This window comes from Streptomyces sp. NPDC033229 (genome assembly GCF_055576875.1).
Window position 1 is genome coordinate 347817 of the sequence record NZ_JBVIQR010000002.1, and the last position, 14986, is coordinate 362802.

The window sequence follows — 14986 nt, forward strand, 5'->3', positions numbered from 1 at the left end:
CGGTTACCCGTTCATTGTCCCGTGCGGTGCCCCCGCGGCCGAGGCATATCCGGGATACGAAGATCCCGCCGCGCCGCACGGGCACCGCGGATGCGGCTCGACGGGCCGCGGGGACCAGGCCGGACCCGGCAGAGCCAGCTCCAGACGGACCCCCGCGCTCGCCGGGGACCCACCGTCGAGAAAGGCCAGAGCCCTCGCCACGGTCAGCCCCGCCACCACCGTGGCCAGTGCCATGTCGCAAGACGGTACCCCCGCGCCCCGGCCCGACCTCCACTGGGCGAGCATCCGCGGCCACGCGGCGTCCCGCTCGGCTCGCCCCAGCTCGATGCAGCCGGCGCACGCCGACCCGCCCGGCAGCACCAGCGGCCCCACCAGCCCGGTGGCCTCCAGGACCCCCGCGTACAGATGCGGGGTCCCCGACGAGATGAGCTCCTCCGCCGCGGCGGCATCCGGTGCGTAGGCCGCGAGACCGTCGCGCGGGGCGAACACCACCAGCGCCAGCGGTGGCGGGCCGGTGTCCGGCGGCCCGCTGTCCTCGGCCGCACCGGCGCCCCGGTCGCGCCCCTCGCCGCCGCGGGCCCGGGGGCGGGGGAGCGGCGCGGCCTGCCGTACCACCCGGCGCGCGGCGATGTCCCGCCGCTCCCCGGCCCGCTCGGGGCCCACCCCGCCGGGCGCCACGTCCCACGGCTCGACACAGCCGCCGTCCAGCACATCGACCCGCCCCACCCCCGACGCCGACAGCAACGCCGCGACGGCCGCCCCCACCCGGCCCGCGCCCCGCACCTGAACCCGCGTCGCCTGCCGCGCGCTCATCAGCCGCGCCGCCGCCCCCGGTTCGGGGTGCAGCACCGACAGCGAGGCGAGATCCGGGCGCAGCCGCTCCAGGCCCGCGCCCCGGCCGCGCAGGGCGGCGGCGCCCTCCCCGCCACCCCGGGGGTCGTCGAGCAGCCCGGCCTGGCTCAGCCGCTCCACCAGGGCGTCCGTCCGCCCGTCCGGCAGCCCGAGATCGCGCGCCGCCTCACGGAGCAGCGGCAGGCCACGGGTCCCGTCGAGCAGGCCCAGGAAGCTGCCGGTCGCGGTGTCCACCGGACCGACCACCACCGCGTGTGCCGGGGCCACCCCGAACTGCACCGTCTCGCGGTCGCGCCAGCTCCGGCGCAGCGCGGGCTTGAGCATCGGATGGGGAGAGCCGGGCGGCTCGCCGACCGGACGGGTGCGGGACCGTACGGCGAAGGGCCGGGCCCGTCCCGGGGCCGGGAATTGCTCGTCGGCACGGACATCGGCTCGGTGCGCGGAGTTCTTCTGCATGGCTTCCCCCTCGGTCGGCCTTCAGCATGCGCGCCCCGCCGCATCACCGTGCGAAGTTGTCCACAAGCACGGGGTGATTGTCATACAAGCCGTGCGCTCTGCGGGTGTTTCCCCAGCAACCGAGCGAGGGGCGGGACTTCACGCGCCGCCAGCAGGTAACGTCGGGGCCGTGCCCGTCGACCCACTGCACAGTGCCGCAAGACCACCGCGCAGCGCCCCGAGCCCGCTCTCCAGTGGCTCGGAGGCGTACGCGGTCGAGGTCCGCCGGAGTTCGCGCCGCCGCAGAACGGTCTCCGCCTACCGGGAGGGTGAGCGCACCGTCGTCCTCATCCCCGCCCGGATGTCGGAGGCGGAGGAGAAGCGGTGGGTGGGCGTGATGCTCGACAGACTCGCGGCGCAGGAGAGCAAGCGGATGCTCGGCGACGCCGAGCTGGCCGAGCGGGCCCAGCGGCTCTCCGGCCAGTACCTCGACGGGCGCGCCCGCCCCGCCACGGTCCGCTGGGTCACCAATCAGAACACCCGATGGGGATCGTGCACCCCCGCCGAGGGCAGCATCCGTCTCTCCCACCGGCTCCAGGGCATGCCCGAGTACGTCGTGGACTACGTCCTGCTCCACGAGCTGGCGCATCTCCTGGTCCCCGGGCACGGCCCGCGCTTCTGGGAGCTCCTCAAGGCGTACCCGCGCACCGAGCGGGCCCGCGGGTACCTCGAAGGTGTGGTCGCCGCCGACCGGCTGCCGCACCTGCCCGCCGCCCGCAGCGAATGACGCCGTCGGCCGTGTGACACCTCCCGGCCGCCCGGTCCGCCCGCGCCCGGGGCGGCGCGGGCCCGTTTGCTTCCGCGCCGCCCCGGGCCCCTGCACGCCCCGGAATCGCTGGCTGTGAGGGTCAGCCGTTAGCCTGACGCAACGCATTCATCGCAGGTTCGGATGGGGGACGGTCGTAACGCATGGCCAGGGAATTCCAGCGCGGCCACAAGGCCAAGATCAGTGACCTGACAGCGGGGACCGATCTGTACATCGGTGTGCAGATCTCCGGACCCGGCCTGTCCTTCGACATCAGCTGCTTCGGGCTCGACGCCCAGGAGCGGCTGTCCGACGACCGGTACTTCATCTTCTTCAATCAGCCGAAGTCCCCCGAGGAGTCCATTCAGCAACTCGGCGCGCAGGCCGGTGACACGGAGTCCTTCCGCGTCACTCTCGACCGCATTCCGCCACATGTCCGGAAGCTCTCCTTCACGGCGACGGTCGACGGCGCGGGCCAGATGTCGCAGATCGGCCCCGGCTATGTCCGTATCGTCGCGGGCGGTGCGGAAGTCGCGCGGTACTCCTTCACCGGTGCGGAATTCAGCACCGAGCGGGCGGTAATGCTCGGCGACATCTATATGAAGGACGTATGGCGGTTCGCCGCCGTCGGTCAGGGCTTCGACGGCGGTCTGGAAGCGCTGCTCACCAACTTCGGCGGTGAGGTCCTGGAGGAGGAGCCGGAACCGGCTCCGGCCCCCGCCGCGGCCGCCCCCGCGTTCGCGCCCCCGGCCTTCGCCGCGCCGCAGGCCGCGTCCCCGGCACCGCCGCACACTCCGCAGCCCGCGCCGACCCCGCCGCCCGCCCAGGGCTTCCCGCCCCCGCCCGGCAGCACCCCGCCGCCGGCCGCTCCCGCGGTGCACGCGGCTGCCACGATCGCCGCGCCGATCGCCCCGCCCGGCTTCTTCTCCGGCCAGCCCGGCACGGGCCAGCAGACCCCGCCCGGCGGCACGATCCCGCCGCCGCCCGGCCAGCCCGGCGTGCCCGGTCAGCCCGGCCCGTACGGCCAGCAGCAGCCGGCCCCCTACGGGCACCCCGGCCAGCAGCAGCCCTATGGACACCCGGGCCAGCCCGGCCAGCCGTTCCCCGGCCAGCCGGCGCAGTACCCCGGTCAGCCCGGTCAGCCGGGGCCGTACGGCGGGCCCCCGCCCGCGGCGCCGCACGGCACGCCCCCGCACGGCATGCCCCAGGGCGTCCCCCCGCAGGGCGGCCCCCCCGCGGGCGTCCAGGCCGCGCTCGAGAAGTACCGCGAAGCGCCCACCGGGCAGCGGTGGACCCTGCAGAACCCCCGGCTCATCCGCGTCGACCTCGGCACCGACCCGCAGCCCGTGCTCGCCCGCCAGGGCAGCATGGTGCTCTACCAGGGCAAGGTCGACTTCGGCTACAAGGGCGCCGGGTTCGCCGGCCGGATCATGGGCAATGCCACCGGCCAGGAGATGCAGCTGATGCGCTGCACCGGCCGGGGACAGGTGTTCCTGGCGGAGAACTCCGCCCATGTGCACCCCATCGAGCTCCAGGGTGACGGCATCTGCGTCTCCGCGGAGTCGGTGCTCGCCTTCGACGAGTCGCTCCAGCACGAGGTCCGCCGGATCGAGGGCCACGGCATCCCCGGCGGTGCGCTGTTCACCATGCAGTTCCAGGGGCACGGCACGGTGGTCGTCAAGACCAACGGCGTTCCCGTGGTCCTGCCGGTCACCCCGACCACCTACGCCGACAGCAACGCCATCGTCGCCTGGTCCGCCGCCGCCCAGGTGGTCGTCTCCAGCCAGGTGCGGCTGCGCCGCAACGCCTACCCGGGCCACAGCGGGGAGACCGTGAACCTCCAATTCCGTGGCGCGCCCGGCAATTTCATCGTCGTCCAGCCCTACGAGGTCTGAGGGAGCCCGAAATGACCATGAACCAGACTCCGATCTCGGGCTACGCCCCGACGCCCGTGGTGGCCCGGATGGAGAACCACGGCAGCAGCATGCTCAAGGTGGCCATGCAGTCCGGCCACGACCTGTTCGCCCGCACGGGCTCGATGATCGCCTACGAGGGCTTCGTCCAGTACGAGGCGAACCCGCCCGCCATCCGTCAGATGGCCTCCCAGTGGGTCACCGGCGAGGGCATGCCGCTCATGAAGTGCCACGGCGACGGGCTGCTCTACCTCGCCGACTACGGGGCGGACGTCGTCTGCCTCCAGCTCAACGGGGACTCGCTCTCCGTCAACGGCACCAACATCCTCGCCTTCGACGCGCATCTGCAGTGGGGCGTGCAGCGGGTGAAGGGGATGGCGAAGTTCGCGGGCCAGGGCCTGTTCAACGTGGCCATCTCCGGCACCGGTTGGGTCGCGCTCACCTCGCGCGGCACCCCGATCGTCGTCGACTGCGGCAGCGGCGAGGACGAGACCTATGTGGACCCGGACGCCCTCGTGGCATGGTCCACGGGCCTCAAGATGAAGGGGAAGCGCAGCTTCAAGGCTTCCTCGATGATCGGCCGGGGCAGCGGCGAGGCGTACCAGCTGGGCTTCTCGGGCCAGGGCTTCGTGGTCGTACAGCCCAGCGAGGACAGCACTGACCGGCTCCGGGCCCGGGGCTGAGGGGGAGCGAAGACACATGCAGAGCCCGCTTTTCGGCCACACCGAGGCCCAGTCCCAGGATCGCTACGCGCTCCAGAACCCGCAGTTGCTGCGGGTCAAGCTCACCGGCCACGACGACGTCCTCGCCCGCAAGGGCTCCATGGTCGCCTACCAGGGCATGATGGAGTTCGACGGCGAGTACCTGACGCGCGGCCAGCAGAACGCCCGCGCCCACACCGGTGAGGTCCTGGACCTGATGCGCTGCTCCGGGCAGGGCACGGTCTATTTCGCCAACCTCGCGCAGTACGTCCACGTCGTCGACGTGGACCACAACGGTCTGACCGTGGACGCCGCCTACGTCCTCGCGATGGACTCCACCCTGCACTGGGACACCATCGCGGTGGACAGCCAGTTCGGGATCTCCGGTTCGGGCGCGTACAACCTCGTCATCTCCGGGCAGGGCAAGGTCGCGCTCATGACCTCCGGCCAGCCCCTGATGCTCCAGGTCACCCCGGACAAGTACGTCAACGCCGACGCGGACGCCGTCGTGGCGTGGTCGACGTCGCTCGTCGTCCAGATGCAGGCGCCGACGTCCTCGTCGAGCGTCTGGCGGCGACGCGGCAGCACGGGAGAGGGCTGGGAGCTGAACTTCCAGGGCCACGGCTACGCCCTTGTGCAGCCCAGTGAGCTGCTTCCGCCCCAGGGCGCGGAGATCGGCCAGGGGGCGATGGCGCAGTACGGCCTCGGCCAGCACGGCGCGCACGGTCAGAACCAGGGCAACATCTGGTCCAACCGCTGAGCGATGGGTAAGGGGCGTCACCCCATGGGTGACGCCCCTTACTCGTGAGCTCTCACAGTTGGGCGAGTCTCTTACAGGTGGGCGAGCGTCCGCTCCATCAGCCGGACGACCGACTCATCGGCCACCGCGGCCACCTCGTGGTACGCGAACCAGCGCAGATCCAGCGACTCGTCGCTGATGGCCTCCACCGCGCCCTCCGGCACCAGCGCCGCGTACTGCACGTCGAGATGCCAGTTGCAGGGCGAGGGGATCGGATGCCGGTCCAGCCGGACCGGGCCGACCGGCAGCAGGGTCAGGCCCTCGATGCCGGACTCCTCGGTGGCCTCCCGCAGCGCCGCCGCCGCGAGCGTGGCGTCGCCGGGCTCGCAGTGGCCGCCCATCTGGAGCCACATCCGCAGCTTGCGGTGCAGCGTCAGCAGCACCCTGCCGCGCGCCGGATCGATCACCAGCGCGCTCGCCGTGATGTGCCCGGCCCGGCAGGGCTTCCACGTGCCGTCCGGGTGCTCGGTCAGGTGATCCAGATAGAGATCGCGCAGCTCTTCCTGGTCCCCGTACTCCTTCAGGACGAGGATCGCGTTCTCATGGAGGCTCACTTGTCGCCTTCGCCCTTGTCCTCGCCCTTTTCCCCATCCTTGGGAGAGCCCTCGGCCTTGGGGGAATCCCCGGCGGAGTCCTTCTTCAGGTCCGGCTTCGCGGACCCGCTCCCGGCCGCCTCGCCCAGCATCTTGTCGAGCTCGGAGAAGTCCAGGTGCTCGCGGTGCACGAAGCCGTCCGGGTCGTCCAGGTCGGCGGCCGTCGGCAGCATGTCCGGGTGCTCCCACAGGGCGTCGCGGCCCTCCAGCCCCCGTGCGTCGGTCAGCGACGCCCACAGCCGCGAGGCGTCCCGCAGGCGGCGCGGCCGCAGCTCCAGACCGATCAGGGTGGCGAAGGTCTGCTCCGCCGGACCACCGGACGCGCGGCGGCGGCGCAGCGTCTCGCGCAACGCGTCGGCCGACGGCAGGTGCGGCGAGGCGGCCGCGTGCACGACCGCGTCGACCCAGCCCTCGACCAGCGCGAGCGCGGTCTCCAGACGGGCGAGCGCCGCCTTCTGCTCCGGGGTGTCCTCCGGCTGGAACATGCCCTGCTGGAGGGCGTCCTGCAGCTGCTCCGGGTGCGAGGGGTCGAGCTGGCCGACGACGTCCTCCAGCTTGGAGGTGTCGACCTTGATGCCCCGGGCGTAGCCCTCGACCGCACCGAACAGGTGCGAGCGCAGCCACGGCACGTGGGCGAAGAGCCGCTGGTGGGCAGCTTCCCGCAGGGCCAGGTACAGCCGGACCTCGTCCTGCGGCACTCCGAGCCCGGAGCCGAGCGACGCGATGTTCACCGGCAGCAGGGCGGCCTTGCCCGCGGGGCCGAGCGGCAGACCGATGTCGGTCGAACCGACCACCTCGCCGGCCAGCACGCCCACGGCCTGGCCGATCTGCTGGCCGAACATGGCCCCGCCCATCTGCCGCATCATCCCGAGCAGCGGGCCCGCCATGGCCTGCATCTCCTCGGGCAGCACATCGCCCATGGCGGCGCCGACGCGCTCGGCGACCGGGTCGACCAGGTCCTTCCACACCGGGAGGGTCGCCTCGACCCACTCCGCGCGGCTCCAGGCGACCGCCGTGCCCGCGCCCGACGGCAGCGAGGTCACACCGTCCAGCCACAGGTCGGCCAGGCGCACGGCCTCCTCGACGGCGGCCCGCTCGCCCGGCGTGACGCTGGCGTCCTTGCCGCCGTCGGCGGTGCCCTGCGCGACGGTCTGCCGCGCGATGTCCTTGGCCATGTCCCAGTTCACCGGGCCGCCCTCGTACGAGAGCATCTGGCCCAGCTGCTGGAACGCGGCGCCCAGATCGCCCGGGTTCATGGAGCCGAACATCGCGGCGAAGGGGTTGTCCCCGCCGCCGGCGGCCCCGCCGAACCCGAACGGATTCGCCGGTCCCTGGCCGCCGCCCTGGCTGCCGTCCTTCTTCTTGCCGTCGTCGCCGTTCTCCGGCTCCTCCGGCGGAAGGCCGAATCCGAATGGGTTGTCACTCACGGGTTTCCTCGGCTCGTAGGGCCGCCGGCTGGAACCGGCGGCGAATGCGCGACATCACTACCCAGCGTAGACACCTCCGCGGTATCCGGGCTTGGTGCTTCGCCGACCCGGGGCCTGCGGCAGGATGGACGTCACCTGGTACGTACGCGTCATCACACTTACGTACTGAAGACAACCGCTGGAGACGCCCGGTGAGTTCCCCCGACCGAGAAGTTCGCGCAGCGCGAAACGGTTCCGCGCGAGACAGTACGGCCCTGCCCGGCCGCCGACCCGTCGTCGCCGTCACCGGTGCCGCGGGCGGCGTCGGCGCGCTGCTCACGCAGCGGCTGGCCGCATCAGAAGAGATCAAGCAGGTCGTGGCGATAGACGAGCGCCGCGGCGACGTGACCGAGGCACAGTGGCATGTGCTGGACGTCCGCGACCCGGCGATCGCGGAGAAGCTGCGCGGTGCCGACGTCGTCGTCCACCTCGCTCTCGACCTCGACCTGGAGACCGACCCCGCCGCCCGCACCGCCTACAACGTGCGCGGCACCCAGACCGTGCTGACCGCCGCCGCGGCCGCCGGGGTGCACCGCGTCGTGCTGTGCACCTCCGCGATGGTCTACGGGGCCCGGCCCGACAACGCCGTACCGCTCGCCGAGGACGCCGAGCTGCGCGCGACCGCCGAGGCCACCGGCGTCGGAGACCTGCTGGAGATCGAGCGGCTCGCCAAGCGCGCGCCCCGGGCTCACCCCGGCCTGAACGTCACCGTGCTGCGCCCCGCCGTCCTCGTGGGCGGCACCGACACCGCCCTCACCCGCTACTTCGAGTCGCCCCGCCTCCTGGTGGTCGCCGGATCCCGGCCGACCTGGCAGTTCTGCCACGTGGAGGACCTGGTGAGCGCCCTGGAGTTCGCCGCCCTGGAAAAGGCCGAGGGCGACCTCGCGGTGGGCTGCGACGGCTGGCTGGAGCAGGAGGAGGTCGAGGAGCTGACCGGCATCCGGCGCATGGAGCTGCCCTCGGCGGTCGCGCTGGGCGCGGCCTCCCGGCTGCACCGCCTGGGCCTGACCCCCTCGCCCGCGGGCGACCTCGAGTACACGATGCACCCGTGGGTGGTCAGCGGCAGCAGGCTGCACGACGCCGGCTGGCGGCCGCGCTGGACCAACGAGGAGGTCCTCGCGGAGCTGCTGGAGGAGGTCGCCGGCCGGCACACGGTCGCGGGCCGCCGGCTCGGCCGCAAGGACGCCACCACGCTGGGCGCCGCGGGGGCGACCGTCGCCCTGGTGGGCACCGCCGCGCTGGTCCGCCGGGCCCGCAAGGCGCGCCGCCGCCTGTAGCCCCCCGCCGGGGCCGCTGCAGGACCCTCCGTACGGCGATCCGGGCGGCCTGGTGAAACACCATTCACCACCGCCGCCCCGCGTGCGGCACGATGGACCGTATGGCCCGTACGTATGACCGCCCCGGCGACCACCCCGGTGAGCACGCCGCCCTGGACCCGATCCGCCTCCTCGCCGTCCGGGACACCCCGCTGTCGCTGGACGAGGTCTTCGCCGCGGTCGGCGACGACGCCGCGGGGGGCACCGCGCTCTTCGTCGGCACGGTGCGCGACCACGACGGCGGCGCGGACGTGGACGGGCTCGGCTACTCCGCGCACCCCACGGCCGAGGCCGAGCTGCGCCGCGTCGCCGAGAAGATCGCGGCGGACTTCCCGGTACGGGCGCTCGCCGCGGTGCACCGGGTGGGGGAGCTCGCCGTGGGCGACCTGGCGGTCGTGGTGGCGGTCTCCTGCCCGCACCGGGCCGAGGCCTTCGCGGCGTGCCGCCGCCTGATCGACGACCTCAAGTCGGAGGTCCCGATCTGGAAGCACCAGAAGTTCACGGACGGGACAGAAGAATGGGTCGGCGCGTAGCACCGTCGGGGCGGGGGTGGTGGCCTGCCGACGGAATTCCGTCGGCATAGGCCCTCATCCGCGCAGGCCAGACCACCATTGGCTGACCCGGGTTGCGTAACCGGGCCCCTGACGTAAGCGTTGAGACGGCGGACGTTTAATCTGCTCATCAGTCAGTTGCGCTTCGGAAGGGGTCGGGAGGCCGGCATGGCGGCACTTGCATGGTTGCTGATCCCCGTGGCCGCGGCCTTCGCCGCCGCCCTGTGGGGGAGTTGGGCGGCCCGCAACCGCAAGGTCGGCGATGTCGCGGAACTGGCGGGCTACGAGCGGTTCCGCGCCGCCATGGAACGCCGGGAATCCGGCGTCTCTCCGGACTCCGACGCGGCCTAGCGGGCGCTGCCCCGTACGGACCGCCCCGGGGGTGGACTGTCGGACCCGTCCCGTACTGTCGTTCCATGCCCCGCCGCACCGCGACGATGCTCGCCTCCCTCCTGATGCTGATCGCGCTGCTCTGCGCAGGCGTGCTGATCCCCGTGCCGTACGCGGAGATGTCGCCGGGGCCGACGTACAACACCCTCGGTGAGCACGACGGCGAGCCGGTGCTCCAGATCTCCGGCCACAAGACGTACCCGACCAGCGGCAATCTCAATATGACGACGGTCCGCGTCACCGGCTCGCAGTACCGGATGAATCTGGTCGAAGCGGTCTACGGCTGGCTCGCGCACGACAATCTCGTGGTCCCGCACAGCACGCTCTATCCGGACGACAAGACCCCGGACCAGCTGAACCAGGAGACGGCCGAGGAGTTCAGCCAGTCCCAGGAGAGCGCCAAGGTGGCGGCACTCAAGGAGCTGAAGATCCCCGTCGGCACGCGCGTCGTCGTGGCGTCGGTCGTCAAGGGCAGCCCGGCCGAGGGCGCGTTGCACGCGGGCGATGTGATCAAGGCCGTCGACGGTACGGAGATCAAGCAGCCCGGTGACGTGGCCAAGCTCGTCACCAGGCACCAGCCAGGCCAGGAGGTCTCCTTCCGGGTCGTCCCGGCCAAGGAGGCGGCCGCGGCGGAGAAGGAGAAGCGGGCGCCGAGGCAGGAGCGGACGGTCAGCCTCATCACGGGCAAGGCCCCCGATACGGGCAAGGCCTCCGACAAGCGGGCCATAGTCGGCATCCAGGCCGGGATCGACCACACGTTCCCGTTCTCCATCAACATCAAGCTGACGGACGTCGGCGGGCCGAGCGCCGGGCTGATGTTCGCTCTCGGGATAGTCGACAAGCTGACCCCGGAGGACCTCACCGGCGGCAAGTTCATCGCCGGTACGGGCACGATCGACGACACCGGAAAGGTCGGGCCGATCGGCGGGATCGAGATGAAGACGGTCGCCGCGCGATCCAAGGGCGCCCGGTTCTTCCTCACGCCCAAGGACAATTGCGCGGCGGCCGCCAAGGACACCCCCAAGGGCCTCACGCTCGTCAAGGTCGACACCATAGGTGACGCGACGAAGGCCCTCGAGAAGATCCGCAAGGGTGACGCGGCGAGCCTGCCGAGCTGCTCGACGCTCCGCTAGGTGTATTGACCCGCACCACCGCTGCGCGGCGGTGTCCTCAAGCGCCGGACGGGCTGATTGGCTGGGCTCAGCCGACATCAGCCCGTCCGGACACAGGCCCGCGTCAGCCCTCGAAGGTGGCCGCGAGTGCCTCGGCCAGGCCCGGTACGAGGTCGGCCCCGGTCAGCACCTCGTTCGGCGAGTCCTTCTCGCGCAGTCGCAGCGCCGACTCGCGCGCGCCGTCACGCAGCACCGCGACGGTCATGCGGACCTCCTGCCGGTCCGGGTGCGCCGCGACCCACTTGGCGAGCTGCTTCTCGTTCATCCCGTTCGGCACGGTCCCCTCGGCGGACGGCGGCAGCATCAGCCGCTCCACGGTCAGGGCGCAGCCGACCACCGCGTCGGGCCAGGCGATGGTGCCGAGGAACTTGTCGAGGGCGGTGCCGCGCGGCAGCTCGTCCTGCTCGATCGGGGTGAGCGAGGTGGCGTTGCCGGGGGTTTCGTCGAGGCCGAGCTGGGCGGCCAGGCCGGGCTCCTGGGCGCGCAGTTTCGCGGTGTCGACCAGGGCGAAGAGTCGGGCGGGCTGGTCCCAGCCGAGGCCGGAGGCGTACTCGTCGATTTCGAGCACGGCTCGGGTCAGCGGGCTGGCGGCCATCGGGGTGCCGGGTTCGGAAGGGCTGGGGAAGCTGGGAAAGCTGGACATGGGCACAATCGTGCCCTGAGAGTGACCAAAAACGGGAACTGAGTAAAGCCTCGGTAAGTTGCCACACTGGGTCCTACTATCGCTGGGCCTGATCGACAGCTTCATCGACAGCGAACTTCGAGGTGCGCACCTTGGCTTTCCAGATGCCGGACCGCGGCGGAGGCCCGACGAGGCCACGGATGAGAGTCGGCCGCCCGTCCCGGCGTGTCCGGACCCTGCTCATGACATTGGGTGTGCTGGCCGTGCTGGCCATGCTCTTCGTCATGTTCGCCGGGTACTGGACGCAATGGCTCTGGTACCGCTCCGTGCACTACTCCTCCGTCTTCACCACCACCCTGGGCACCAAGATCGGCCTGTTCGCGGTCTTCGGACTGCTGATGGCTCTCGCGGTGGGATTCAACATCTGGCTGGCGCACCGGCTGCGGCCGCCGCTGAGCGCGATGTCGGGGGAGCAGGAGAGCCTCGACCGCTACCGGATGAGCATCGCGCCCTACAAGAAGTGGGTGCTGCTGGCCGTCGCCTCGCTCGTCGGGCTGGTCGCCGGAGCGTCCGCGGCCGGCCAGTGGCGCACCTGGCTCATGTGGGTCAACGGCGTGTCCTTCGGTCAGACGGACCCGCAGTTCCACAAGGACATCGCGTTCTACACGTTCGATCTGCCCTGGTACCGCTTCCTGCTGAGCTTCGGCTTCGCGGCCGCGGTCCTGTCGCTGATCGCCGCGACCCTGGTGCACTACCTCTACAACGGTCTGCGGCCCACCAGCCCGGGCGCGCGGGCCACCGCGGCGGCCACGGGGCACCTGTCGGTACTGCTCGGCATCTTCGTCACGCTCAAGGCCGTCGCGTACTGGCTCGACCGGTACGGCCTGGCGGTGAAGTCCAGCGGGCTGAAGTCCACCGAGGGCTGGACCGGTCTGCGGTACGTCGACGCCAATGCCTATCTGCCGGCCAAGACCATCCTCTTCATCATCGCGCTGATCTGCGCCGTGCTGTTCTTCGCGACGCTCTGGCGGCGCACCTGGCAGCTGCCGGTGATCGGCTTCGGTCTGATGGTGCTCTCGGCGGTCCTGATCGGCGGGCTCTACCCGGCGATCGTGCAGAAGTTCCAGGTCCAGCCGAACGAGCAGGCCAAGGAAGCCCCGTACATCAAGAAGAACATCACCGCGACGCGCGAGGCCTACGGCATCGACGGCTCGAAGGTGACGGACTACGCGGGCACCAGCGATCTCCAGGGCAAGGACAAGCAGAAGCTGCGCGACGCCGCCAACTCGACCGCCAGCCTGCGGATGCTCGACCCGAACATCGTCTCCCCCACGTTCCAGCAGCTCCAGCAGGTCCGTGGGTACTACCAGTTCCCGTCCACCCTGGACGTCGACCGCTACAAGGTCGACGGCAAGGAGACGGACACGGTCGTCGGTCTGCGCGAGCTGAACATCAACGGCATCCCCGAGCGCAATTGGATCAACGACCACTTCAAGTACACCCACGGCTACGGCGCCATCACCGCGAAGGGCACCGCCACCGTCGGTGAGGGCGACCCGGACTTCACCGAGAAGAACCTGCCGACCACCGGCAAGCTCGGTTCGTACGAGCAGCGGGTGTACTACGGCGAGAAGACGACGCAGTACTCGATCGTCGGCGGGCCGCAGAAGGAGCTGGACTACTCCGGCGACAAGGGCGAGAAGAGCTACAGCTACCAGGGCAAGAGCGGTGTGAACCTCTCGAACCCGGTCAACCGGGCCGCCTACGCGGTGGCCTTCGGCGAGCCGCAGATCCTCTACTCGGGTGCGATCGGCGAGGGTTCGCGGATCCTGTACAACCGCACGCCCAAGGAGCGCGTCGAGGCGGTCGCCCCGTGGCTGACCATCGACGGCGACGCCTACCCGGCGGTTGTCGGCGGCCGCATCCAGTGGATCGTGGACGCCTACACCACGACCAACGGCTATCCGTACGCGTCCCGTACGACGCTCGGTGACACGACGGCGGACTCGCTGACGACCGGCCAGCGGGCGGTGGTGGCCCAGCAGAACCAGGTCAACTACATCCGCAACTCGGTGAAGGCGACCGTGGACGCCTATGACGGCACGGTGAAGCTGTACCAGTGGGACACCAAGGACCCGGTGCTCAAGACCTGGATGAAGGCCTTCCCGGGAACGGTGAAGGCCAAGAGCCAGATCTCCTCGGACCTGATGGACCACATGCGCTACCCGCAGGACCTCTTCAAGGTCCAGCGCGAGCTGCTCACCCGTTACCACGTCACCAACCCGGGCACCTTCTACACCGGCAGTGAGCGCTGGGAGGTGCCGAACGACCCGACCACCAAGTCGAAGAACGCGGTGCCCCCGTACTACCTCAGCATGAAGATGCCGGACCAGCAGGAGCAGTCGTTCTCGCTGACGACGACGCTGACGCCGAAGAGCCGGGAGAACCTCGGTGCCTTCATGGCCGTCGACGCCGACGCGAAGAGCCCCGGCTACGGCAAGATCAGAATCCTGAAGCTGCCGTCCGAGACGACCGTGTCGGGTCCCCAGCAGGTGCAGAGCAAGTTCAACGGTGACCCCGAGATCGCCAACAAGATCAATATCTTGAAGCGCGGGGACTCCGAGATCGAGTACGGCAATCTGCTGACCGTGCCGCTCGACGGCGGGTTGTTGTACGTCGAGCCGGTCTATGTGCGCGGCGCGGGGACGAACTTCCCCCGGTTGAAGAAGGTCCTCGTGACCTATGGGGAGAAGACCGCCTTCGAGGACGACCTCACCCAGGCGCTGGACGTGGTCTTCGGGGTCAAGAGCCCCGACACCGGCACCAAGCCGCCGGCGGACACCCCCACCAAGCCGCCGTCCCAGGACCCCACGGTCAAGCAGGCCCTGAAGGACGCCCAGGACGCCTTCGACGCGAGCCAGAAGGCGCTCGACGACAAGGACTGGACGGCCTACGGCAAGGCCCAGCAGAGCCTGAAGGAGGCCCTGGACCGGGCCGCCAAGGCCGAGGCCAAGGCCGCTGAGAAGGCGGCCAAACCGGGAAGCTGAGCAGTCCGGTCAGTCCCCACCCCGCGCCGTGGTACGGTTGTTTCACAACGGCGCGGGGTGGAGCAGCTCGGTAGCTCGCTGGGCTCATAACCCAGAGGTCGCAGGTTCAAATCCTGTCCCCGCTACTCAAAGACAAGGCCCGGAGTCCTCGGACTCCGGGCCTTGTCGTGTGTCCGGGGCAGGGCGTCCCGAAAATTCGGTGACCCGTACCCCGGCGCGCCGTGGCCTGTGGGGGTTGTGTGCGGGGCTTCTGAATAGAGTTTGCACCACGGCCGTGTCGGGAAGTCGGGAAGTCGACAAAACGGTGAAGTGACCTCATCGGCT

13 protein-coding genes and 1 tRNA gene are annotated in these 14986 nt (G+C 70.9%); 10 read left to right on the plus strand and 4 right to left on the minus strand.

Features of this window, described 5'->3' with window-relative positions; all coding sequences use genetic code 11:
* Nucleotides 1–3 precede the first annotated feature (3 nt).
* Nucleotides 4–1176 carry a ThiF family adenylyltransferase gene (locus ACZ53N_RS03495; RefSeq protein WP_469139380.1) on the minus strand — a complete coding sequence of 391 codons (1173 nt, stop codon included), beginning with the start codon at nt 1174–1176 and terminating at the stop codon, nt 4–6.
* Nucleotides 1177–1477: 301 nt separating this feature from the next.
* Here ACZ53N_RS03495 and ACZ53N_RS03500 point away from each other — a divergent pair, with 301 nt between their 5' ends.
* The 4 genes from ACZ53N_RS03500 to ACZ53N_RS03515 all read left to right on the plus strand — a co-directional run bounded on the left by ACZ53N_RS03500 (nt 1478) and on the right by ACZ53N_RS03515 (nt 5466).
* A complete protein-coding gene (locus ACZ53N_RS03500) occupies nt 1478–2074 on the plus strand; it encodes a M48 metallopeptidase family protein (RefSeq protein WP_469139287.1) in 597 nt (198 codons plus the stop codon).
* A 182-nt stretch (nt 2075–2256) separates the two neighbouring features.
* Nucleotides 2257–3987 carry a TerD family protein gene (locus ACZ53N_RS03505; RefSeq protein WP_469139288.1) on the plus strand — a complete coding sequence of 577 codons (1731 nt, stop codon included), beginning with the start codon at nt 2257–2259 and terminating at the stop codon, nt 3985–3987.
* Nucleotides 3988–4004: 17 nt separating this feature from the next.
* The gene (locus tag ACZ53N_RS03510) at nt 4005–4688 is read left to right on the plus strand and encodes an AIM24 family protein (protein ID WP_469139381.1); all 684 of its coding nucleotides are present in this window, start codon (nt 4005–4007) and stop codon (nt 4686–4688) included.
* Nucleotides 4689–4704: 16 nt separating this feature from the next.
* Nucleotides 4705–5466 (plus strand): AIM24 family protein, encoded by a 762-nt coding sequence (locus tag ACZ53N_RS03515; RefSeq protein WP_469139289.1) that lies wholly within the window; start codon nt 4705–4707, stop codon nt 5464–5466.
* Between the two features lie 71 nt (nt 5467–5537).
* Here the strand turns inward: ACZ53N_RS03515 and ACZ53N_RS03520 are convergent, their stop codons facing one another.
* Both ACZ53N_RS03520 and ACZ53N_RS03525 read right to left on the minus strand, forming a co-directional pair.
* A complete protein-coding gene (locus ACZ53N_RS03520) occupies nt 5538–6059 on the minus strand; it encodes an NUDIX hydrolase (RefSeq protein WP_469139290.1) in 522 nt (173 codons plus the stop codon).
* Nucleotides 6056–7525: a zinc-dependent metalloprotease gene (locus tag ACZ53N_RS03525; RefSeq protein ID WP_469139291.1), complete on the minus strand. Its 1470-nt coding sequence runs from the start codon at nt 7523–7525 to the stop codon at nt 6056–6058. Before ACZ53N_RS03525 ends, ACZ53N_RS03520 begins: the two co-directional genes overlap by 4 nt.
* A 191-nt stretch (nt 7526–7716) precedes the next feature.
* Here ACZ53N_RS03525 and ACZ53N_RS03530 point away from each other — a divergent pair, with 191 nt between their 5' ends.
* The 4 genes from ACZ53N_RS03530 to ACZ53N_RS03545 all read left to right on the plus strand — a co-directional run bounded on the left by ACZ53N_RS03530 (nt 7717) and on the right by ACZ53N_RS03545 (nt 10954).
* On the plus strand, nt 7717–8841 hold the full coding sequence (locus tag ACZ53N_RS03530) for an SDR family oxidoreductase (protein WP_469139292.1): 1125 nt from the start codon (nt 7717–7719) through the stop codon (nt 8839–8841).
* Nucleotides 8842–8942: 101 nt separating this feature from the next.
* Nucleotides 8943–9413: a molybdenum cofactor biosynthesis protein MoaE gene (locus ACZ53N_RS03535; protein WP_469139293.1), complete on the plus strand. Its 471-nt coding sequence runs from the start codon at nt 8943–8945 to the stop codon at nt 9411–9413.
* A 186-nt stretch (nt 9414–9599) separates the two neighbouring features.
* Nucleotides 9600–9782, plus strand: a complete 183-nt coding sequence (locus tag ACZ53N_RS03540) for a hypothetical protein (RefSeq protein WP_469139294.1) — start codon at nt 9600–9602, stop codon at nt 9780–9782.
* Between the two features lie 65 nt (nt 9783–9847).
* The gene (locus ACZ53N_RS03545) at nt 9848–10954 is read left to right on the plus strand and encodes a YlbL family protein (protein ID WP_469139295.1); all 1107 of its coding nucleotides are present in this window, start codon (nt 9848–9850) and stop codon (nt 10952–10954) included.
* Between the two features lie 103 nt (nt 10955–11057).
* Here ACZ53N_RS03545 and ACZ53N_RS03550 read toward each other — a convergent pair whose 3' ends face one another.
* The gene (locus tag ACZ53N_RS03550) at nt 11058–11636 is read right to left on the minus strand and encodes a PPA1309 family protein (protein WP_130879797.1); all 579 of its coding nucleotides are present in this window, start codon (nt 11634–11636) and stop codon (nt 11058–11060) included.
* A 143-nt stretch (nt 11637–11779) separates the two neighbouring features.
* Between ACZ53N_RS03550 and ACZ53N_RS03555 the strand changes: the two genes are divergently transcribed.
* Nucleotides 11780–14662 (plus strand): UPF0182 family membrane protein, encoded by a 2883-nt coding sequence (locus ACZ53N_RS03555; RefSeq protein WP_469139382.1) that lies wholly within the window; start codon nt 11780–11782, stop codon nt 14660–14662.
* Between the two features lie 51 nt (nt 14663–14713).
* Nucleotides 14714–14787, plus strand: a tRNA-Met gene (locus tag ACZ53N_RS03560).
* Nucleotides 14788–14986 lie beyond the last annotated feature (199 nt).

Coding starts and splice junctions, on each gene's coding strand:
- ACZ53N_RS03510 (WP_469139381.1), top strand. CDS start 4,005: ATGAACCAGACTCCGATCTCGGGCTACGCCCCGACGCCCGTGGTGGCC.
- ACZ53N_RS03540 (WP_469139294.1), top strand. CDS start 9,600: ATGGCGGCACTTGCATGGTTGCTGATCCCCGTGGCCGCGGCCTTCGCC.
- ACZ53N_RS03545 (WP_469139295.1), top strand. CDS start 9,848: ATGCCCCGCCGCACCGCGACGATGCTCGCCTCCCTCCTGATGCTGATC.
- ACZ53N_RS03555 (WP_469139382.1), top strand. CDS start 11,780: ATGCCGGACCGCGGCGGAGGCCCGACGAGGCCACGGATGAGAGTCGGC.
- ACZ53N_RS03550 (WP_130879797.1), bottom strand. CDS start 11,636: ATGTCCAGCTTTCCCAGCTTCCCCAGCCCTTCCGAACCCGGCACCCCG.
- ACZ53N_RS03515 (WP_469139289.1), top strand. CDS start 4,705: ATGCAGAGCCCGCTTTTCGGCCACACCGAGGCCCAGTCCCAGGATCGC.
- ACZ53N_RS03495 (WP_469139380.1), bottom strand. CDS start 1,176: ATGCTCAAGCCCGCGCTGCGCCGGAGCTGGCGCGACCGCGAGACGGTG.
- ACZ53N_RS03535 (WP_469139293.1), top strand. CDS start 8,943: ATGGCCCGTACGTATGACCGCCCCGGCGACCACCCCGGTGAGCACGCC.
- ACZ53N_RS03505 (WP_469139288.1), top strand. CDS start 2,257: ATGGCCAGGGAATTCCAGCGCGGCCACAAGGCCAAGATCAGTGACCTG.